This window comes from Pantoea sp. SORGH_AS_0659, assembly GCF_031453915.1.
In the GTDB taxonomy this organism is placed as follows: Bacteria; Pseudomonadota; Gammaproteobacteria; order Enterobacterales; family Enterobacteriaceae; genus Pantoea; species Pantoea leporis.
Genome location: NZ_JAVJAK010000001.1, coordinates 1762740 through 1784261, shown reverse-complemented (window position 1 = coordinate 1784261; position 21522 = coordinate 1762740). Strand labels below are relative to the sequence as shown.

14 protein-coding genes and 2 pseudogenes are annotated in these 21522 nt (G+C 55.4%); 1 reads left to right on the top strand and 15 read right to left on the bottom strand.

Annotated features, from left to right (window positions below; translation table 11 throughout):
- Positions 1 to 121: 121 nt before the first annotated feature.
- Positions 122 to 4066 (top strand): trifunctional transcriptional regulator/proline dehydrogenase/L-glutamate gamma-semialdehyde dehydrogenase, encoded by a 3945-nt coding sequence (gene putA / locus Q3H59_RS08305; protein WP_309834222.1) that lies wholly within the window; start codon positions 122 to 124, stop codon positions 4064 to 4066.
- Between the two features lie 70 nt (positions 4067 to 4136).
- Here putA and Q3H59_RS08300 read toward each other — a convergent pair whose 3' ends face one another.
- From Q3H59_RS08300 to Q3H59_RS08230, 15 genes and pseudogenes are all read right to left on the bottom strand, one after another.
- Entirely contained in the window at positions 4137 to 5219 is a 1083-nt protein-coding gene (locus Q3H59_RS08300) for an acyltransferase family protein (protein ID WP_101764049.1), read from the bottom strand.
- A 467-nt stretch (positions 5220 to 5686) separates the two neighbouring features.
- Positions 5687 to 6776, bottom strand: a pseudogene (locus tag Q3H59_RS08295) (acyltransferase family protein).
- 236 nt (positions 6777 to 7012) lie between these two features.
- A complete protein-coding gene (gene tcyN, locus Q3H59_RS08290; protein ID WP_064739083.1) occupies positions 7013 to 7765 on the bottom strand; it encodes an L-cystine ABC transporter ATP-binding protein TcyN in 753 nt (250 codons plus the stop codon).
- Positions 7762 to 8437 (bottom strand): annotated as a pseudogene (gene tcyL / locus Q3H59_RS08285) (cystine ABC transporter permease). The gene tcyN and the pseudogene tcyL overlap by 4 nt, the downstream one beginning before the upstream one ends.
- Complete coding sequence (gene tcyJ / locus Q3H59_RS08280) at positions 8437 to 9237, bottom strand: cystine ABC transporter substrate-binding protein (RefSeq protein WP_309834218.1); 801 nt, start codon at positions 9235 to 9237, stop codon at positions 8437 to 8439. Before tcyJ ends, tcyL begins: the two are co-directional and overlap by 1 nt.
- Positions 9238 to 9342: 105 nt before the next feature.
- Positions 9343 to 10329: a D-cysteine desulfhydrase gene (locus Q3H59_RS08275; protein ID WP_309834216.1), complete on the bottom strand. Its 987-nt coding sequence runs from the start codon at positions 10327 to 10329 to the stop codon at positions 9343 to 9345.
- Positions 10330 to 10460: 131 nt separating this feature from the next.
- Positions 10461 to 10964: a flagella biosynthesis regulatory protein FliZ gene (fliZ, locus tag Q3H59_RS08270; protein ID WP_007891377.1), complete on the bottom strand. Its 504-nt coding sequence runs from the start codon at positions 10962 to 10964 to the stop codon at positions 10461 to 10463.
- 51 nt (positions 10965 to 11015) lie between these two features.
- Complete coding sequence (locus Q3H59_RS08265) at positions 11016 to 11738, bottom strand: RNA polymerase sigma factor FliA (RefSeq protein ID WP_007891379.1); 723 nt, start codon at positions 11736 to 11738, stop codon at positions 11016 to 11018.
- A 143-nt stretch (positions 11739 to 11881) separates the two neighbouring features.
- Positions 11882 to 12850 (bottom strand): HNH endonuclease signature motif containing protein, encoded by a 969-nt coding sequence (locus Q3H59_RS08260; RefSeq protein WP_101764045.1) that lies wholly within the window; start codon positions 12848 to 12850, stop codon positions 11882 to 11884.
- 211 nt (positions 12851 to 13061) lie between these two features.
- On the bottom strand, positions 13062 to 14453 hold the full coding sequence (uhpT, locus tag Q3H59_RS08255) for a hexose-6-phosphate:phosphate antiporter (protein ID WP_110866402.1): 1392 nt from the start codon (positions 14451 to 14453) through the stop codon (positions 13062 to 13064).
- A 137-nt stretch (positions 14454 to 14590) separates the two neighbouring features.
- On the bottom strand, positions 14591 to 15919 hold the full coding sequence (locus Q3H59_RS08250; RefSeq protein ID WP_309836658.1) for an MFS transporter: 1329 nt from the start codon (positions 15917 to 15919) through the stop codon (positions 14591 to 14593).
- 10 nt (positions 15920 to 15929) lie between these two features.
- Positions 15930 to 17426, bottom strand: a complete 1497-nt coding sequence (gene uhpB, locus Q3H59_RS08245; RefSeq protein WP_309834209.1) for a signal transduction histidine-protein kinase/phosphatase UhpB — start codon at positions 17424 to 17426, stop codon at positions 15930 to 15932.
- On the bottom strand, positions 17426 to 18016 hold the full coding sequence (uhpA, locus tag Q3H59_RS08240) for a transcriptional regulator UhpA (RefSeq protein ID WP_277973743.1): 591 nt from the start codon (positions 18014 to 18016) through the stop codon (positions 17426 to 17428). Before uhpA ends, uhpB begins: the two co-directional genes overlap by 1 nt.
- A gap of 146 nt (positions 18017 to 18162) precedes the next feature.
- Positions 18163 to 19298 (bottom strand): IS3 family transposase gene (locus Q3H59_RS08235; RefSeq protein WP_309834207.1). Its coding sequence is split into 2 segments (ribosomal slippage): positions 18163 to 19043 and positions 19043 to 19298, totalling 1137 coding nucleotides; the frame shifts between segments, so codons are not numbered across the junction.
- A 267-nt stretch (positions 19299 to 19565) separates the two neighbouring features.
- Positions 19566 to 21233, bottom strand: a complete 1668-nt coding sequence (locus Q3H59_RS08230; RefSeq protein WP_309834205.1) for a FliC/FljB family flagellin — start codon at positions 21231 to 21233, stop codon at positions 19566 to 19568.
- Positions 21234 to 21522 lie beyond the last annotated feature (289 nt).

The window sequence follows — 21522 nt, the reverse complement described above, 5'->3', positions numbered from 1 at the left end:
CTTTCGGCGGTTCAAAGCGTGCAACCGAGGTCACATTTAACCTGGTTGCACAAAGTTGCAACATAGGTGATATTGCTGCCACGCAAGCGTTGAATCACTACTTTTCGAGGACGAGGACATCATGGGAACGACTACCATGGGGGTGAAGCTGGATGAAGCCACCCGCGATCGCATTAAACTGGCGGCGCAGAAGCTTGACCGCACATCACACTGGCTGATCAAGCAAGCCATTTTTAACTATCTGGAGCAGCTGGAAGCCGGTGAATCCGTGCCTGAAATCCCGCAGTTGCTGATTGATGCCGCCGGTGATGAAAGCGTGCCCGACGAGGCGCTGCAGCCTTTCCTCGACTTCGCCGAACATATTTTACCGCAGTCAGTCAGCCGCTCAGCGATCACCGCTGCATGGCGTCGTCCGGAAACGGATGCGGTGCCAATGCTGCTGGAACAAGCGCGTCTCCCTGCCCCGCTGGCCGAGAAAACCCATCAGCTGGCTTACAGCCTTGCCGATAAGTTGCGGCACCAGAAAGGTGCAACCGGCCGCGCCGGCATGGTGCAAAGCTTGCTGCAGGAGTTCTCGCTCTCCTCGCAGGAAGGCGTGGCGCTGATGTGTCTGGCGGAAGCACTGCTGCGTATTCCGGATAAGCCGACGCGTGATGCGTTAATCCGCGACAAAATCAGCAATGGCAACTGGCAATCGCATCTTGGCCGCAGCCCGTCGATGTTTGTTAACGCCGCCACCTGGGGCTTGCTGTTTACCGGCCGTCTGGTCTCTACCCATAACGAGGCTAATCTGTCGCGCTCGCTCAATCGCATCATCGGTAAAAGCGGCGAACCGCTGATCCGTAAAGGCGTGGACATGGCGATGCGCCTGATGGGCGAGCAGTTTGTTACGGGTGAAACCATCGCCGAAGCGCTGGCCAATGCGCGCAAACTGGAAGAGAAAGGGTTCCGTTACTCATACGACATGCTGGGCGAAGCGGCGCTGACCGCCAGCGATGCCAAAGCCTATTTGGTTTCCTATCAGCAGGCGATTCACGCCATCGGCAAGGCGTCGAACGGTCGCGGTATTTATGAAGGTCCGGGCATCTCCATCAAACTGTCAGCGCTGCATCCGCGCTACAGCCGCGCGCAGTATGAGCGTGTGATGGACGAACTCTACCCGATCCTCAAATCCCTGACGCTGCTGGCGCGCTCGTATGACATTGGTATTAACATCGATGCGGAAGAAGCCGATCGCCTTGAGCTGTCGCTCGATCTGCTGGAAAAACTTTGCTTTGAACCGGAGCTGGAAGGCTGGAACGGCATCGGCTTTGTGATTCAGGCGTATCAGAAGCGCTGTCCGTTCGTGATTGATTCGCTGATTGATTTGGCGCAGCGCAGCCGTCGCCGTCTGATGATTCGCCTGGTGAAAGGCGCGTATTGGGACAGCGAAATCAAACGCGCGCAGATTGAAGGTCTGGAAGGCTATCCGGTCTATACCCGTAAGGTGTACACCGACATCTCTTATCTGGCGTGCGCGCGCAAACTGCTGGCGGTGCCGAACCTGATCTATCCGCAGTTTGCTACCCACAACGCGCACACGCTGGCGGCGATCTACCAGCTGGCGGGCAATAACTATTATCCAGGCCAGTACGAATTCCAGTGTCTGCACGGCATGGGTGAACCGCTGTATGAGCAGGTTGTCGGTAAAGTGGCCGATGGCAAACTGAACCGACCGTGTCGTATTTATGCGCCGGTCGGTACCCACGAAACGCTGCTGGCGTATCTGGTGCGTCGTCTGCTGGAGAACGGTGCCAATACCTCCTTCGTTAACCGCATCGCTGATAACACCTTGCCGCTGGATGAGCTGGTCGCCGATCCGGTGGCCGCCGTGGAAAAAATGGGCGTCGCGGAAGGCGCGATTGGTTTACCGCATCCTAAAATCCCGCTGCCGCGCGATCTGTATGGCGCCAAGCGCGCTAACTCTGCCGGTCTGGATATGGCCAACGAACATCGTCTGGCGTCGCTCTCCAGTGCCCTGCTCAACAGCGCCAGCCAGCCGTGGATTGCCCAGCCGCTGGTAGAAGGTGAATTAGGCGAAGGCGTCAGCCGCCCGGTGCTTAACCCTTCTGCACCAACAGATGTGGTGGGCAGCGTGCGTGAAGCCACTGAAGCCGAAGTCTCGGCTGCCCTGGATGCGGCAGTCAATGCCGGTCCAATATGGTTCGCGACGCCACCGCAGGAGCGTGCCGCGATTCTGGAGCGTGCCGCCGAAGCAATGGAAGGCCAGATGCAGCAGCTGATTGGCCTGCTGGTGCGTGAAGCCGGTAAAACCTACAACAACGCCATCGCCGAAGTGCGTGAAGCGGTTGATTTCCTCTACTACTACGCGGGCATGGTGCGCGACGATTTCGATAACGAAACCCATCGTCCGCTTGGTCCGGTGGTGTGCATTAGCCCGTGGAACTTCCCGCTGGCGATCTTTACCGGACAAGTTGCCGCAGCGCTGGCGGCGGGTAACAGCGTGCTGGCCAAACCGGCGGAGCAAACGCCGCTGATTGCCGCGCAGGCGGTGCACATCCTGCTGGATGCCGGCGTACCGGCTGGCGTGTTGCAACTGCTGCCGGGCCAGGGCGAAACCGTGGGTGCGCAACTGACCGGCGACGAGCGCGTGCGCGGTGTGATGTTCACCGGTTCAACCGCGGTGGCGACATTGCTGCAGCGTAATCTGGCCGGTCGTCTCGATCCTCAGGGTCGTCCGACGCCGCTGATTGCCGAAACCGGCGGCATGAACGCCATGATCGTGGATTCCTCAGCGCTGACCGAACAGGTGGTGGTGGATATCGTGGCTTCGGCCTTTGATAGCGCAGGTCAACGCTGCTCGGCGCTGCGTCTGCTGTGCGTACAGGACGATGTGGCCGATCACACGCTGAAAATGCTGCGCGGTGCGATGGCCGAGTGCCGCATGGGCAACCCGGAACGTCTCTCGACCGACATTGGTCCAGTGATCGATGCCGAAGCGAAAGCCAATATCGAACGTCACATTCAGGCGCTGCGCAATAAGGGCTTCACCGTCTATCAGGCGGCGCAGGAGAATCCGCAGGACAGCAAAGAGTGGAACAGCGGCACCTTTATCAAGCCGACGCTGATCGAGCTGGATCAGGTGAGCGATCTGGATAAAGAGGTGTTTGGACCAGTGCTGCACGTGGTGCGTTTCTCGCGCAATAACTTGCCGCAGCTGGTGGAGCAGATTAACGCGTCGGGTTACGGCCTGACGCTCGGCGTGCATACGCGCATCGATGAAACCATCGCGCAGGTTACGGCGAGCGCTAAAGTCGGCAACCTGTATGTAAACCGCAATATGGTGGGTGCGGTCGTTGGCGTGCAGCCGTTCGGCGGCGAAGGCTTGTCGGGCACCGGTCCAAAAGCCGGCGGTCCGCTCTATCTCTATCGCCTGCTGGCCAACCGTCCAGATGGCGCGCTGCGTATCACCTTTGATCGTCAGGATGCCGAGCGCCCGGTGGATAGCACGGTACGTGCCGAGCTGATGCGTGCGCATCAGGCATTGCAGCAGTGGGCGCAGGATAAGCCTGAGCTGCTGGCGCTGTGTCAGCGTTACGACGAGCTGGCGCAGGCCGGTACGGTGCGTCTGCTTCCGGGCCCAACCGGCGAGCGCAATACCTTCACCCTGCTGCCGCGCGAACATGTGCTGTGCATCGCCGATAACGCGGAAGACGCGCTGACGCAACTGGCGGCGGTGACCAGCGTCGGCAGTCAGGCCATCTGGCAGGATGATGAGCTGCATCGTGCGCTGCGTACGTCTTTGCCTGCTGCAGTGCAAGCGCACGTCAAGCTGGTGAAGGATGCGCTGGCGGCGGAGTTTGATGCGGTGATTTATCACGGTGATGCCGATCAGCTGCGCAGCCTGTGTGAGCAGGTCGCGGCACGCGATGGCGCGATTGTCTCGGTGCAGGGCTTCGCGCGCGGCGAAACCAATCTGCTGCTGGAGCGTTTGCTCATTGAGCGTTCACTCAGCGTCAATACCGCCGCTGCGGGCGGTAATGCGAGTTTGATGACCATCGGTTAAGACGCGCAATAAAGTGCGCCGCTACAGTCAGTGCATGACTTCGTAGCGGCGCGATTCATCGCGTGAATTTTCAGGCCGCAGACTTATTCCGCTTCAACCCGATCAGCGTTGGAAACACAAACAGCGACTGCCCCAATCCACGATTAGTCACCTGCCACACCGCCACCGAACACAGCGAACAGATGCCAACAATCGCCAGCGGATAGAAACAGGCCCACAGAATGGAGAACCATGCTTGCTCAAACAGGTGATGGCGCTGGGCGAACAGAATCGCCGACATACCGAAGAACTCAATGAAGATGCGGTGAATCACGTAAATTTGCAGCGTGTTGCGCCCAACCCAATTCAAATAACTCATCTTGAAACGCGCGTTCAGCCAGCGACACGCCGCCACGCTACCCAGCACCGCAAGGATGCACAGGAACAGGCTCTTATCCAGACCAAAGATGATATGCAGGCCCGAGACCGCCGCCAATATCGCCCACGGCACAATGTTGTCACGACGCCATTCACTGAGACGCAGCATCATCGGGCTCCAGAACGCCCCCAGCAGGAAGAACAGGAAATACTGCGCTACGCTTTGTGGTCCCCAGTAGGGAATAATCTTCTCCACCGCCAGATAGTTGAGCGCAATCGCCACCACCAGCAACGCCACTTTCTGCTGTTTAAAGATCTTGGCGCACAGGAAATAGAGCGCCAGGCCGTAGAGATACCACGAAGTGCTCATGGCGAGGAATGTCAGCTTTAAGAACTCCAGCAGCGAACCGGCATACGCCGCGTTGAGGTTCTGTGAAATACGCTGCCCGGTGATCTCGGTTGAGATGCCAACAATCGACCACCACTGAATAAAGCCCCACAAAATATAGAGATAAAACAGGTTGGTGATGCGACTGGTAAACACCTGTTTCCACGGCCGATTTAAAATACCGTTAGTGGCTAATAAGCCCGAAACAAAGAAAAACGCCGGCATACGCAGCGGCGATAATACGGTATTAAACTGCACCCATATTTCTGCCGGGATCCAACCTGCCGTCAATAATTTCACCGTGCCTTCGAATCCAGGTAATACGGTGTGATACAACACCACCAGTAATATGCAGGCTCCCTTAAGGGTATTTATCCATGCGATATCTTCTTTCCTGGCGTTATTCATATGATGACTCCCGCTGCTGTTGCTGTGTAGGTCTTAAAGAAGAAGGATGAGGAAATAAGCGTTGTAGCATTTATGATTATTAAACGATTATTCAACAGGCAGGGCGGGCATGATGTAGCGAAAGTCCTAAATGTTTTTTTGTGGTCCTGATATAACAATACTTTACACATCCAGACAAAAATAGAACCCTGAGCAGGCTAAGGAAATTTGTCTTAATTTGAGTCACTAAAAGAGGATTAAGTAAAATAAGTGTGATCGGTGTCGCGCAGGTAAATTAAGAACAATCCCCCCTTTCTTATGCCAGATTAAATTCAAATTCTAAATGTAGATTTATTTAATGTGGCAAATGGATAAGCAGCGATATTAGCGTTGTGCTAAGCGATTTATTACCGCGCATTCCGTAGCGGCGTGATTTATCGCGCAATGAATTGCGCCGCTACGGAATGTGCGGCGCGTGATCAACAAAGTTATTGCAGCGGTGCGCTTTTGCTTTCGAGCGCAGGTTTGCTCAGCAGGCGCGGATAGAGAAACAGCATGCGGCCCGGACCACGGTTGAGCAGCGTCCACACCAACAACGAAATACTGGTACACAACGCAACGCCGATAATTGGCATCAGTAGCGCCCATGCCCAGCTAAAGACGGTATGGTCAAACCAACCATAATGCACCGCCAGCACAATCGCACTCAGCCCCAGCAGCTCAATAAAGATACGGTGCAGCACGTAGATTTGCAGCGTGTTACGGCCAATCCAGTTAAGCCACGCCATATTGAAATGTTCATTGAGCAAGCGGCACAGCACAATGCCAAACACGATGGTCAGCAAGCTGTAGAACGGATTCTTATAGATGCCGCCGACATGGTGCAGCAGGCCAATCAGCGCAATGCCGCCCAGCATCAACCAGTGCTGACGCTTCAGTTCGCTCAACTCGATCAACGCCTGGCTGAAGAACACGCCGAGCAGGAAATAGAGATAGTTCTGCGCCACGCTGGCGGGTCCCCCAGCCGGGAATCAGGCTAAACTGCGCGGCGTAAGTCGCGACGATCGCCAGCGCCATCAAGGCCATCTTCTGTTTGTGGAACAGCTTGGTGAACAGGAAGAATCCGGCCAGCGCGTAGAGATACCAGAGGCTCGTCATTGAGGTCATCAGCAGCTTAACGAACTCAAACGGCGTGTCCGCATAGGCGGCGTTTTTAGTGCTGGAGAGCCGTTCCCCGAGATGGGTGGAGATGTAGTGAATGCTCAGCCACTGAATGACGCCCCACAGCAGGTAGAGATAGACGATGTTGCTGAACTTCTTGGTGAACACCTCTTTCCAGCTCTTTTTGGTGATTGAACTGGCAGCCAGCAAACCGGAGACAAAAAAGAAGGCCGGCATGCGCAGCGGCGACAGATAGGTGTTAAACGCCACCCACCAGTGCGCTGGCAGCAGCCCAACAGTGAGATGATGCAGCGAAGGCGCGAACGTGGTGATGATGGAATGGTGTAATACCACCATCAAAATGCAGCCCCCTTTGAGCGTGTTGATCCACAGGACCTCTTTCCTGGCAGTTGTCATTGCTATGTCCTAATTGCGCCATGAATTTGTAAAGAATTATTTATATTTACAAAGATGTCTCAATCGGGACTTTCCTAATAAGAAACCACCCTAATTCGCGTAGGATACTGGTGAAATTTAATCGTTAAAATTCAGTAATTTATTAAAGTCAGGCGAATTGACTTTAGGAAAATACTGAGAAGAAAAATACCGGGAGAGAGAAGAAAAGCGTCGCCCTTATCAGGCGACGCTGGGGATTATTGGTTAAGAAACTTGTCGAGAAATTGCCGGGTACGCGCCTGCTGCGGATTACTGAACAGCGCTTTTGCAGCGCCCTGCTCCACGATGCGTCCCTGATCCATAAAGATGGCGCGATCCGCGACGTCGCGCGCAAAGCTCATCTCATGGGTGACGATCACCATGGTGCGTTTCTCCTGCGCCAGCGCGCGAATGGTGTTGAGCACCTCGCCCACCAGCTCAGGATCAAGCGCCGAGGTCGGCTCATCAAACAGAATCACTTCCGGACGCATCGCCAGCGCGCGAGCAATCGCCACACGCTGTTGCTGTCCGCCGGAGAGACGACGTGGAAAACTCTCTTCCTTGCCGTGCAATCCCACTTTCTCCAGCAAACTGCGCGCACGTGCGATGGCTTCCGCCTTCGGCTCGCCCTTCACGATCACCGGCCCTTCAATGATGTTCTCCAGCACCGAGCGGTGCGGGAACAGATTGAAGTTCTGGAACACAAAGCCAACCTGCTGACGCAACTGGCGCACCAGCTGCTTCTGCTTATTGAGGCCGAGCGCCGCATCAATGGCAATATCGCCAACTTTAATACGTCCGCTTTCCGGCACTTCCAGCAAATTGATACTGCGCAGCAGCGTAGTTTTACCGGAGCCGCTTGGCCCGATAATGGCCACCACTTCGCCTGGTGCCACGTCGAGATCGATGCCGTGCAGCACCGTCTGGCCGTGAAACTGCTTCACCAGCTGACGGACTTCAATTGCACTCATTTGCCCTCCCGATCCTGTCGATTCACATGCGCTTCCAGGCGATTTTGCAACGCCGACAGCACGGTCGCCATCACCCAGTAAATCAGCGAGGCCGCCAGATACATGGTGAACACTTCCAGCGTACGTGAGGTGATCAGCTGCGCCTGACGGAACAGCTCCGGCACCTGAATGGTGGCGGCCAGCGAGGTATCTTTCACCAGGCTGATAAAGCTGTTGCCCAGCGGCGGCAGCGCGGTGCGCGCGGCCTGCGGCAGGATCACGCGACGCAGCGTCTGCCACGGCGTCATGCCGATGCTGGCAGCGGCTTCCCACTGCCCGCGCTCAATCGCGGCAATCGCACCACGCAGCGATTCAGAGGCGTAAGCGGCGGTATTCAGCGACAGACCTATCATCGCCGAGGGAATCGGATCCAGCTCGATACCAAACTGCGGCAGACCGTAATAGATCATAAAGTGGGAACAGTTGGGCGATGAGCGGCGTGCCACGGAAAATCGACACGTAGATGCGTGCCAGCCAGTTGATCGGCCAGAAGTGTGACAGGCGCATCAGCGCCAGCACGAAGCCGAGTATCAGGCCGAAGAACATCCCGCCGATACTCAGCTGCAGCGTGAACAGCGCGCCTTTTAGTAAAAATGGTGCTGAATCCAGCACCAGTTGTAAGCTTTCCTGCATTATTTAGTGACGTCCGCGCCGAACCATTTTTCAGACAGTTTGCTCAGCGAGCCATCTTTCTGCATGTCCGCAATGGCGGAGTCGATCGCTTTCAGCAGATCGTCGTTGCCTTTACGCAGCGCCACGCCCGATTCCAGACGGGAGAAGGCCGGGCCTGCTACCGCCATGGTGTCGCCGGTTTTCTTCACCAGATCCAGCGCCGCTAAACGGTCAACCAGAATGGCGTCTAAACGGCCTGAACGCAGATCCTGATACTTGGTTGGGTCATCATCATAGGTACGCACATCGGCTTTCGGCACATTATCCTTCAGCCACTGCTCGTAGTTGGAACCGAGACCGACGCCGACTTTCTTGCCGGCCAGATCGTCTGGCTTGGTGACGGTCGCTGCGTTTTTCTTCAGCGTCAGCGCCTGCACGCCAGAAATGGTGTACGGCGTAGAGAAGTCATACTTTTTCTTGCGCTCAGGGGAAATGGTGACCTGATTGATCACCACGTCGATGCGTTTGGAATCCAGCGACGCCAGCATGCCGTCCCATTTGGTCGGACGCAGATCGGCTTTCACGCCAAGGTGTTGAGCCAGCGCCTGAGCGAACTCTACTTCGAAGCCGGTCAGCTTACCTTTTTCGTCCTGGAAGCTGAACGGCGGATAAGTGCCTTCCAGACCGACGCGCAACTCGCCTTTACTCTTTACTTTTGCCAGCAAATCTTCTGCGGCGAAGGATTTAACGTTAACGCCCGCGACCAGCGCGACCGCCATCATGCCCATCACCATTTGGCGACGAATTGGAGAGAAAGTCATGTTTACCCCATTTATTGTGATGTGTTGTTGTGTGCTTTGTCAGGCCGCCATCGACGGCGACCGTTTGAATAACCGCTGGATTATAAACCGTTTTTACGTTCTGTCTCAGACCGAAGGGTGATAAGCAAATAACGCCGGCGATCCCCCGGTATGCACGAACAGCAACGGACCTTCACGACGGAAGCGATTTTGCGCAATGCCATCAATTAATCCCGCCATCGCTTTGCCGGTGTAGACCGGATCGAGCATGATGCCTTCCAGGCGCGCCAGCAGTTTCACCGCCGCCATGCCCTCATCGTTTGGCTCGCCGTAACGCGGCGCGAAGTAATCATCCCACAAGGTGATCGGCGCTTTGGCCTGCACTTCGAGCTGCTCAGCCAGCGCGCTGCGAATGCGCTCCACCACCGGCAACTGCGCCTCAACTTTGCGCGACACGGTAACGCCGACCAATTCGGTTTCGGGCAGCAGCTGTTCCAGACCCACCGCCAGGCCCGCGTGCGTGCCGGCGCTGCCGGAAGCGACCACCACCCCGGCAAAATCCACCACGCCTTCGCTTTGATGCGCAATCTCCTGCGCGCACTCAACGTAGCCGAGCGCACCGAGCGCATTGGAACCGCCGACCGGCACAATATACGGGCGGAATCCCTGCGCTTCGAGGTGTTCGGCCTGAGCGGCCAGCTGTTCAGTGGGATTGTGCAGCGCATCAACCATGACGATTTCCACATCCATCAAATCAAGCATCAGGCGATTGCCGTTGCTGAGGTAGTTTTCTGACGTGGTGCCAATCGGGTTTTCCAGCAGCGCCACGCACTTCAGGCCGAGCTTCGCCGCCACGGCGGCGGTTTGACGCACATGGTTAGATTGAATAGCGCCCGCCGTCAGCAGCACATCCGCGCCCTCGCGCAGCGCATCCGCAGCCAGGAATTCGAGTTTACGCAGTTTGTTACCGCCGAGGGCCACCGGCGTGAAGTCATCGCGCTTAATAAAGATATCGCGACCAAGATAGTCAGAAAGCCGGGGCAAATGCTCAAGCGGCGTTGGTGCACCGAGTAATTCAAGACGGGGAAACTGGTGCAGAAGATGTAAGGACAATGCAGCCTCCATTCGGGCAATGTGCAGTTATCCATACAGTGTTGCAGAAGATGAGAAAAGTCGCACCCGGAATTCACCGCGTGCTGCCCTTGTTGCTGTCATGCTCGACAACAACAAGGGTGGGATCACCCTCAGCCCTGCTGCCAGCCTAAAAACTGGTCATATTTGCGCAGTGCGATGCGGTAATTGTTATTGCCCGCATCAGGCAGATCGTTCTCCAGACATTCATGCCAGCTATTGCCCCGTAAACGATCGGCCGGGAAATTTTTCGCCTTCAGCATGTCATCAAGCCGACGCAAACGTACCACATACTCACGTATGGTACTGTGGCTCATCTCGGTCTGCTCAAACAGGTATTGCTTAAACGCCATAATGTCGAAGTAATTCGGATGGGTATTACAAAATATATCGCTGCAGAAACGACACAAGGCGGTCAATTCTGGCTGGAGTTTCATCCACACCTGATCGTCAATCATTTGGTCCATGCGTGCGATGGCCTCTTTATTGATGATCTGGCCGCGAAAGACTAACGCCATACGATCTAAAACTTTGCCACAGTGTGAACAATTGCTTTGGCTGTGCTTATAGTCTTTAAGATAGCGACTTAACGGTCTGGCTTTAACTTTGGCTCCCATTGCTGAGTCCCCGGTTTTATTGTTTTTTTCGATCGCCAGGAACTGAGTCTGTTAGCGCGCCCCCGATAATCGGGCACGCAGGCGTTTGATTGCCTGACTGTGCAGTTGACTGACGCGGGATTCCCCCACTTCCAGCACCGCGCCAATCTCCTTCAGGTTCAGTTCTTCCTGGTAGTACAGTGTGAGCACGAGTTTTTCACGTTCAGGCAAGGCCTCAATCGCTTCAATCACGCGGTCACGTAGGTTTCCTTCCAACAACTGATGAAGCGGGTTGGCTTCCTCATGCCCCTCCGTCACCAGCTCCGCACTGTCGCCGTGTTCTTCCCGATACTCGTCGTAGGAGAAGAGTTGGCTGTTGTTGGTATCGAGCAGAATCTGCCGATACTCCTCCAGCGAAACATTCAGTCGCTCAGCCACTTCCTGTTCAGTAGCCGAGCGCCCCAACGCTTGTTCTACCTGATGCATGGCACCTGCTACTTCGCGCGCATTTCTGCGTACGCTGCGTGGTGCCCAGTCGCGACTGCGCAGCTCATCCAGCATTGCTCCCCGGATACGCTGCACGGCGTAGGTAGTAAAGGCGGTGCCCTGTAGCGCATCGTAGCGCTCCACGGCATTTAATAAGCCAATGCCACCGGCCTGCAGCAGATCGTCAAGCTCAACGCTGGCTGGCAAACGAACCTGCAGGCGCAGCGCTTCATGCCGCACCAGAGGAACGTAGCGCTGCCAGAGCGAATGTTTATCCATCACGCCATCGGCGGTATAGAGATCGTTCACGTTGACTACCCTGCGTTAGTAAAGTTATCGGCATGATTATCCAATTCTGTAGGGGTTTTGATTGGCAGAATAGGCGGGCAAAAGCGAGGTTATTTCAAATTTGTTATGGATGGCGGTGGATCGCACCGCCATCCGCGCGGGCGTTAGCGTAAATTACGCAGTCTTTCCCGCGTGCCAGGCGGCACCGCGTCCCATAATGCGCAAACTTTGCCCTCAAGTGCCTGATAAAAAGGGGTAATCAACGCTTCAGTTTCCAGCGCAGGATTAAACAGCACCTGACCGGTTTCCGCGTTGATGCTTATCATTTTGTTGATAAACAACCGCTGCAGGTCGCTACGCAGGAATAAGCCGTTATCGGCGCTGTTATCCGCCAGAAAGCCCTCTTCGTTCTCTTGCGTGTCGATGTAGCAGGCTTCCACCCACGGCCAGCTGTGACGTTCGGTCAGCTGCGTGCCGGTGATAATGCAGGCGCCGTAGCGCGCTTTTACCGCCGAGGTGAACTCCGCCTGGCTGGAGCGCTGCAGCACTTTAGCTTTTACGCGGCGTCCGACTTCGGTGCCGGGCATCACGCCACTCGGCACTTTGTATTGCGGCGTGCTCAACACCACCAGAAACTGGATTTTGCGCGACAGCGGGAAGCACGGATGCGCCTGCGCATCGAACAGCTGCCAATACTCATCCTCTTCGGTCTGCCGCATCAGCACCAGCTTAAAGCCGCGGCTGTTGAGCAGATTTTGTGCCGCTGCCGAATTGGGATCGAGCATGGCAAACACCTGGGTTTCGCCGACCACTTTCCAGCGCCCTTCTTTGCGCGCTTCGTCGTTGCGCCGGAAGTAGAGAAACGCCTGCTGGTTTTTCAGGTAGTGCTCAAAGCGACGCAGATAGTTTTTGCGCTCGTTGTCGTCCGAGACAAACAGCAGATCCTCGATCGGGCTGTTGATCTCCTCCTGCGCGAACAGCGCGCGGATCACCAAATTGCGAAAGCTGGTCGACGGGCTCAGCAACCCGCGTGCGGTAAGCTCTTTCTCGTCGGGATGCTGCTGCGTGTAGCGCAGGGCAATCTCTTCGAAGGTCAGTAGCTCACCCGGTAACAAGTCATAATTGAAGCGCATAGACACCCCAGAAACGGAAAAATGTGGTTCAAAAATTGGAATGATTCTGAGGGGAGTTATCGGCAATCTGGGCGAGGACTGTAACAAGGTGGTTACTTTTCTGAGGAAGTAGTGCAGCAGCTAAAATCGTCCATTCCCCTGCGTATGAATTTGTTTTAGGTCAGCAGGATTTATCGTCCGAAAAAGCCCCGGTGAAAACCGGGGCTAAACATCATGCTGCTTTCAACCGTTGCAGACGCTTTTCACGGCGAATCTTACGCTCTTCAAACACCGCCACCATCGCCATTAGGGCGATACAGCCAATCGCGGCGGCATCCAGCGCCGCAAAGGTCCCGGCCCAACCGGTTAGGCCAAAGATGGGCGTGCCATCGGCGATCATTCCCAAGCCTAACTTGGCGAAGCTGTCACCAATCAGGTAAGCAAAGGTGCCTTTGATGCCATCGGCGGCGCCAATGGCTTTTTTCGGCACAAAGCCGACAGCGGCAACGCCAATTAACAGTTGCGGACCAAACACCAGGAAGCCCAAGGCAAACAGCGACGCCAGATAAACATACTGATTGCTGGCATGTTGATAGATACCAAGCGTGGCGATAATCAACGCCAGCGCCACGCATGCCACCAGCGCACGACGACCATTCGCCAGATCCGACAACCAGCCCCACAGCAGCGTGCCGACTAACGCACCGACTTCAAACAGCGTGAAGCCCTGAATCGCCACCTCTTTTGACAGTTTTAACTCCTGGAAGGCATACACCGTCGACCACTGATCGATACCAATGCGCACCACGTACAGGAAGATGTTGGCGAAGCACAGCAGCCAAATCACTTTGTTTTTCAGCACGTACTCGACAAAGATCTGCCATTTGGTCATCGCCTGATCTTCGGTCTCTTTGTCCTCTTCACTGATCTCTTCGCCAAACAGTTCCTCGGCTTTACCCAGACCGTAAGATTCGGGTGAATCGCTGCCGTAGCGCAGACCGATAAAACCGACCACCAGCGCGATCAGTGACGGGAACACAAACATGCCGACCACGTGCCCATCGAACAGGTAATTGGCACCAAACAGCGCCACACCTGCCGCACCTGCGCCGCCCAGGTTGTGCGAAATATTCCACATCCCCAGATAGCTGCCGCGTTTACGCCGCGGCGTCCATTTGGTGATGGTGGAGTAGCTACAGGATCCGCCGGTACTTTGGAAGAAGCCGCTCAGCGCATAAAACGCGATCATCAGGAACAAACTCACCGAGCCCGCGCCCATGCTGGCGCTGAAGCCCAGCATGCAGATGGCCGAGAGGATCAGCATAAACGGCAGGAACTGCTTGGTATTTTTCCCATCGGCGTAATAGGAGACCAGCGTTTTACCGACGCCGTACGTAATGGAGAAGCCGAGCCCAATCATCCCCAGCTGCGTCATGCTGAGTCCGTAGGTGGTGATCATGTCGTTCTGCGCAATGTTGAAATTTTTGCGGATCAGATACATGGTCAGGTAGCCGATAAAGACCACCAGATAGGACTGCATAAAGGGTTTGAACCACATCTTGCGCCGCTCTTCGAGCGACAGATTCAGGGTCGGCTTGCGCACCTGATTTAAGAAAGCCAGCATGGAGTGCTCCTGATTAATAACCTGCGTGATGGCAGGCATTGTAAAAATCAGCAGCGGTTTCGGCCTGAGACAACCGCCCGGCGCAACCGGGAAAATTTCTTAGTTTTGTCGATGTAAGGGTAAAAAGCGGGGATGCATCACACTTCCTCGCGCTGGCGCGGCGTTTGAGCATGCAGGAACGGCAGCAGCAGCAAGGCCGATATGCCCGCCGCGCAGGCGATGACCGCGAAGAAACCGTTCCAGTGCCAGACATCGATCACCCGTGCCAGCGGCCAGCCGGAGAGCGATGCGCCCAGATAGGCAAACAGGCCAACAAAGCCGGTCGCCGCGCCCGCCGCGTCTTTATGCGAACACTCCGCCGCCGCCATGCCAATCAACATCTGCGGCCCGAAGACAAAAAAGCCGATGGTAAAGAAACACGCAGCCTGCATCACGTAGCTGGCAAACGGCATCAGCCACAGCGATCCCACTGACAGCAAAATGCCGGCGGCAAAGATCAGGTTCATCGGGCCACGATTGCCGTTGAACAATTTATCCGATCCCCATCCCGCCACTAACGCACCGCCGAAGCCACCGAGTTCAAACATGGTCACCGCCGAGTTGGCCGTCACCAGATTGACGCCCAGCGTCTCAGACATATAGAGATTGCCCCAGTCGTTAATCGCGGCACGCACCACGTAAACCAGCACGTAACACAGCGACAGCAGCCAGATGTAAGGGTTGAGCAGCACATATTTGGCAAGGATCTGTTTGTGAGTCAGCCCTGCGCCCTCTTGCTGCTGGGCGATCTCCAGCGCATCGTGGCGCCAGTCACCGACCGGCGGTAAACCCACGGTTTGCGGGCGATCGCGCAGGCGCCAGCAGAGAAAAATACCGGCGACGATCGCCAGTCCGCCCGCGATCATCATGCCAGCGCGCCAGCCATAGTGCAGCGCGGCGGCACCGACGATCATCGGGATCAGCGCACCGCCAACGTTTTGTGCAGTATTCCACAGCGCCCACCAGCCGCCGCGTTCGGTGCGGGAAAACCAGCTGGTGAGAAGACGCGCACAGACCGGCGATCCCCATCCCTGGAAAAAGGCATTTAACACCCACAACAATGCAAAAGCCCACAGCGACGTGGAGAAGCCAAACAGAATATTCACCACGCCTGTCGCTATCAGCCCGATGCCCATGAAGTAGCGCGCGTTAGAGCGGTCGCTGACGATGCCAGAGAAAAACTTCGACAGGCCGTAAGTGATGTAAAACAGCGTCGCCAGCAGGCCGATATCCGTGCGCGTCATCACGCCCGCCGCCAGAATTTCCGGCGATGCGGCGTTGAAGCTTTTACGGGTGAAATAGAACAGCGCATAGCCGAGCCAGATGGTGATCATCATATGGCGACGCCAGTAGCGATAGCGCGCATCAATGGCTGCTTTATCGCTGATCGGCTGCGCGCTGGCGGGCGCTTTGAGAAATCTGAATATCATCTCTTGCTTATTCCTTGCGCAGCGGTAACGTGACGCTAACGCACGTGCCGTGGGTGCAGGAGATCCTCAGCGAGCCGCCGAGTGCCGTCACGCGTTCGCGCATGCCGGCAAGGCCAAAACCGTGCTGCGGAGAAGCCAGCGGTAAGCCGCAGCCGTCGTCTTCGATTACCAGCTGCAACCGCTCGTCCTGCAATGTGCCTTGCAGCGTCACCGCACGGGCGCTGGCGTGTTTCACCACGTTATTGAGTCCTTCCTGACAAACGCGAAACAGCGTGACGCGCTGCGCTTCACTCAGTCGCGCTTCGTCGATGTGCCAGTCGAGATGACTGATGATGCCGTGCCCTTCCAGCTCCATTTCCCGCATCAGCGAACGGATTGCTTGCTCGAGCGAAAGATCGTCCAACTGGCGCGGACGCAAGCGCCCCAGCAAACGGCGCACCGAATCGTAAATGCCCAGCGACAGCTGCTCAATCAACATGCCGCTCTGCTTGACGCCACTTTCCGGGCTAATGCGCTGCATGATCCCGGCCTGGGTGCGAATCGCGGTGATGGTCTGGCCGATATCATCGTGCAGCTCGCGCGCCACTTCACGTCTAACGCTCTCTTCGGTCTCCAGCAGGCGCTCCGTCAGGCGACGATTGCGTACCAACTCGGTTTGCAGCGACTGATTGAGTTCACGTAAACGCTGAATACCCGCGCCGAGCAGCAGCCCGGTCAGACTTTGCGCCAGCAGTGAGAGCAGCAGATCAACCGCGTGATCGTGCCAGGTTTGGCTGGCGATTAGCGCGATAGCGTTCATCAGTGTGGCGATCAGCGCGCCCTGCCAGCCGTAATGCCATGCCAGCGCAATGATCGGCAACGCCAGACAAAACGGTGTGAAGCGCGACAGCTCTGCGGGCAGACCCAGCTGCAACCACAAACTGACCATAAACAGCAGCACATAACCAAACAGATGGCGCACGCGCCAGTTAACCGGCTGACCGACCAGCGACGGGCCAAGCGGCTGCCAGCGCGTGCTGGTGAGGTAATGCCAGATCACCAAACAGGTTGGTGCCACGGTCAGTGCGCCGGTGAGCGTGAGCAGCACCGCATTCAGCGCGGCGGGTTCTGCGATCCACGGCAACGCCTGCAGCAGCGCCGCGCACACCATCGCACCGCCCTGCCACAGCAAGGTGTGCCAGTCGCGTTGATGACGATAACGGGAGATCAGCGCCACCGGCAGCAGCGTCAGCACGCTGCCCAGCATCAGCAGCGGTAGATGCGCCAGCGCCACTTCGCGCGACAGCCAATAAAGTAGCAACCCCTCGGCACCGAGCAGCACCGGCCAGTAGGCGCGCGGGCATTGCAACATCAGGCCAAGGCGCAGGCCAAAGGGAAACAGCAACACCGCCAGCTCAGGACGATCCGCCAGATGCAGGCTAATGCTCCACAGGCAAAACCACGCGGCAGAAAAGATACAAAAACTGGCGATGACGGCAATCAGCCGCGAAAAGAGTGGCTGCATTACCAGCCATCAAACATGCGGCGCGCCAGTTCAACGTCGTTACTGACGTTGAGCTTTTCCAGCAAATTGGCGCGATGAACGTGAACGGTTTTTGGCGACAGGCCCAGTTCGGCCGCGATCTCTTTTACCGCTAAACCTTGCGCCAGTTTTTCCGCCACCTGCCGTTCGCGTTTGGTGAGCGGGTCCTGACGTCCGGAGGCGAGCTTCATAGCAATATCGGGCGTCAGATAGCAGCCGCCTTTGGCCACGGTATGCACCGCGGCGATCAGTTCATCGGGGCTGCAACGTTTAGAGAGGAATCCGCGCGCGCCCGCATTCAGCGCCTGCTCCACCAGCGCCGGACTGTCGTGCACCGATAGCATGATGGTCGCCATGCCTTTCGGCAATTGGCTCAATAACTCGAGCCCGGAAATATCCGGCATCGAGATATCGCAGATGCACACCTGCACGCCGCGACCTGGTAACTGGTTGAGCGCTTCCCGCCCGGAACCACATTCGGCAACAACCTGGAAATCCGGTTCCAGCCCCAGCAATTGGGCAAAACCCGAACGGACGATCATATGGTCGTCGATGAGCGCAATGGTGGTCATGAGGTTTCCTGGCGGCGAAAAAACGCGCTTACCTTAGCGATAAGCGGGGGAAGCTTCAAGCGGATTGGGTGGCGGGGTTAGTTTGTGCAATGACGTATCGGTCGCCATAAATGGAGTGACCCCGTTCCCGTAGACATTCACTGTCCTCACGACGAGGCCTTTTCGAAGGCCTCTGGACTGACGCCTCCCAGGTGGCTGTGGCGTCGTGTCCGGTTGTAGAACACTTCGATATAATCAAAGATATCAGCCCGGGCCATGTCCCGGGTTTTATAGATCCGCTTTCTGATACGCTCTTTTTTTAGCGAACTGAAGAAGGATTCTGCCACTGCATTATCCCAGCAGTTGCCGCGTCGGCTCATGCTGGGTGACAGGTTATTAGCTTGGCAGAAACGTCGCCAGTCATCGCTGCCATACTGGCTTCCCTGGTCGCTGTGTACGATAACGGTTTCCTCAGGCCTTCGTCGCCAGACGGCCATCAGGAGAGCATCTAGCGCCAGTTCGCGCGACAGTGAGGGTTTCATTGACCAACCCACCACATTGCGGGCAAACAGGTCTATCACCACGGCCAGATACAGCCAGCCCTGCCAGGTCCGTATGTAGGTAATATCCGTTACCCAGACCTGGTTCGGTTTAACGACTGTGAACTCCCGCTGTACCCGGTTAGGAGCAATGACTGACGGACGTCCCCGTGCTCCTCGCGGGATTTTATAGCCATGTACGGCCTTGATTCTGTTCTGCCGCATAATTTTCGCTACCCTGTTTTTACTGCATACCTCTCCGATTTCTCGCAGGTCACTGTGGACCCGTCGGTATCCATAAACGCCGCCACTCAGGGTATAAGAGTCGCGGATAAGCGTCAGCAGCCGCTGATTATCCTCCTCTCCGGCTGATACCGGGCAGTGGAGCCAGACGTAAAAACCGGAACGGGCAACCTTCAGAACCCAACACATTAGTGTGATCGACCAGACCTGACGGTGATCGTTAATGAAGCGGTACTTTAGTCGGGCTCCCTTGCAAAGTACCGCGCCGCCTTTTTCAGGATATCCCGCTCCTCCTCAGTTCGCTTGAGCTGCGCTTTCAACCGGAGGATCTCCGTCCGGGCATCCAGCAGATCCTGCGCCTGGTGCCCGCTAGCATCAGGTTTTATAGAGCGGATCCATTTATAAAGGCTGTGTTGCGAGACGCCCAAGCGTTCAGAAACGTCGGCGACGGAATAGCCCCGCTCCGTGATCTGGCGGACGGCTTCTTCTTTAAACTCAGGGGTAAATCGTGGTGTGCCCATAGACTCCTCCTATGCTCAAAATATAGGGCAGATTTGTCTATGGGCTCGGGGTCACTCCATCAATGTCAGATTATGGTCCAACATTTGGGGTGCAGTTCATAAATGGCGCCCCTACGCGGTTTTGTAGGGTCGCCATTTATGGTGACCGACTTGTATCACTTGCAGAATTTACCCGCGAATTATGAGCAATTACCTGCATATTATGAATATGCAGGTATAAAAAAACCCCGCCGAAGCGGGGTTTGATAAGCAAGGAGCTTAGAGCGATTAGCCCTGCAGCAGAGACAGAACCTGCTGTGGAACCTGGTTAGCTTTCGCCAACACTGAGTTACCCGCCTGCTGCACGATTTGTGCTTTAGACATGTTTGAAACTTCAGTGGCGTAGTCAGCATCCTGAATACGAGACTGTGCTTCAGACAGGTTAGTAGTGGTGTCGTTCAGGTTAGTTACCGCTGAATCCAGACGGTTCTGAATCGCACCCAGTGAAGAACGGAACTTGTCGATGTCGCTGATTGCGGCATCCAGTGCTTTCAGTGGGTCAGCAGTGGTTGCTGCTTTGGTTGTTGCATCAGTAGTCAGTTTACCAGCTGCATCTTTATAAACCAGGTCGCCGCTGCCTTTGGTTACATTACCATTAGCCTGCAGGTACACAGTGTCAGTAGTTGTAGCGGCATTCGTCAGTGAGCCATCTTCAGCAACGTAAGCTGCTGCTGGAGTACCGGTAGTCACGGTGTAAGACTGACCACCAGCAACTGCAGTGTAGGTACCTGACTGAACGATGTTGTTCAGTGAAGACTGGCTGATTGATGCGCCAGAAACACTAAATGTCGCTGCGGCGCCACCAGTAGTTGACAGAGTACCCTTGTCAGTTTTGATCGTAGTTGCGATTGCATTTGGAGTAGCTGCTGAGTCAGCGTTGGTCATCAAGCGACCAATTGTTGCTTGAGTCAATGAACCAGCATTATTTTTGGTCAGGTTACCAGTTGTGTCAAGGTAAAGGACCGCGCCATCATCTGCTGCAGTAATATTTCCCGCTTTATCAATTACTACATCTTGATCTTTGGTTCCAATAGTAACTGTAGCCGCTGTGGTAGAACCGTTAGTTGGGTTCAGGTAGTTCAACGCATCAGCAGAAGCTACGCCAGTTGCAGCGAAAGTGAAGGCTTTACTGGTTGAGTTGTAGTTATAAGTACCACCAGTAGCTGCAACACCCAAGCCAGTATCAGTACCGGTATAAGTGATTGAATCACCGGCTGAAGAACCTACCTTAGCAAGAATCTGAGCTGAAGTAGCAGCAGTGTTGTTTGAAGTCTTGGTGTAGGTAGTGATACCGCCAGTGGTTGTACCTTTGGTATAGCTTGCCAAGTCATCAGCAGTTGCTTGAGTGTTAGCTACTGAACCCGCGCCATTCACGTTGAAACCAGTCAGGCCCAGAGTTTTGCTGTCGATTTGCTTCAGGTCGATTGAGATAGTCTGGCCATCGTTCGCGCCAACCTGGATTTTCATAGTGCCGTCTTTTGCCAGCACGTTCACGCCGTTGAACTGAGTCTGACCGGATACGCGGTCAATTTCGTCCAGACGGGATTTGATTTCGTCCTGGATTGAGTCCAAGTCAGACTGGCTGTTAGTGCCGTTCTGAGACTGTACAGTCAGTTCACGAACACGCTGCAAGTTGTTGTTGATTTCTGACAGTGCGCCTTCAGTGGTCTGCGCTGCAGAGATACCGTCGTTGGCGTTACGTGCCGCCTGAGTCAAACCGTTGATGTTAGACTGGAAGCGGTTAGCAATTGCCTGACCTGCTGCGTCATCTTTAGCGCTGTTGATACGCAGACCTGAAGACAGGCGCTCAATAGCGGTAGACATTGCAGACTGGTTTTTGTTGATGTTGTTCTGTGTGATCAGCGAGAGGCTGTTGGTATTAATGACTTGGGCCATGATAATTATTCCTGTTAATCAAGTCTTTCGGTTAAGGTGTGGGCTTCAACCCGCCGGCTTCAGCGCCGTCAAAGTTGTTATCGTCTGCCCTTAAACAACCTTTAGATTTTTTTTAGGACCAGGTGAAAATTTTTCCCTTCAACCTGTCACGCTTATCTTTATCGCCCTCTCTGCAGACATCTTTAGTCAGACTTGATCTTTTTTTCTAGCGCCAGAAATACCCTTCTCTATATGTCTTATTCGCTTTATTAGCAGCGATTAAATAATTCTAAACTTTGAGCCTATAAAG

Excerpts from the sequence above, each read along its gene's own strand:
- putA (WP_309834222.1), top strand. The coding sequence starts at position 122 with ATGGGAACGACTACCATGGGGGTGAAGCTGGATGAAGCCACCCGCGAT.
- Q3H59_RS08300 (WP_101764049.1), bottom strand. The coding sequence starts at position 5,219 with ATGAATAACGCCAGGAAAGAAGATATCGCATGGATAAATACCCTTAAG.
- tcyN (WP_064739083.1), bottom strand. The coding sequence starts at position 7,765 with ATGAGTGCAATTGAAGTCCGTCAGCTGGTGAAGCAGTTTCACGGCCAG.
- tcyJ (WP_309834218.1), bottom strand. The coding sequence starts at position 9,237 with ATGACTTTCTCTCCAATTCGTCGCCAAATGGTGATGGGCATGATGGCG.
- fliZ (WP_007891377.1), bottom strand. The coding sequence starts at position 10,964 with ATGGGAGCCAAAGTTAAAGCCAGACCGTTAAGTCGCTATCTTAAAGAC.
- Q3H59_RS08260 (WP_101764045.1), bottom strand. The coding sequence starts at position 12,850 with ATGCGCTTCAATTATGACTTGTTACCGGGTGAGCTACTGACCTTCGAA.
- uhpT (WP_110866402.1), bottom strand. The coding sequence starts at position 14,453 with ATGCTGGCTTTCTTAAATCAGGTGCGCAAGCCGACCCTGAATCTGTCG.
- uhpB (WP_309834209.1), bottom strand. The coding sequence starts at position 17,426 with ATGCAGCCACTCTTTTCGCGGCTGATTGCCGTCATCGCCAGTTTTTGT.
- uhpA (WP_277973743.1), bottom strand. The coding sequence starts at position 18,016 with ATGACCACCATTGCGCTCATCGACGACCATATGATCGTCCGTTCGGGT.
- Q3H59_RS08230 (WP_309834205.1), bottom strand. The coding sequence starts at position 21,233 with ATGGCCCAAGTCATTAATACCAACAGCCTCTCGCTGATCACACAGAAC.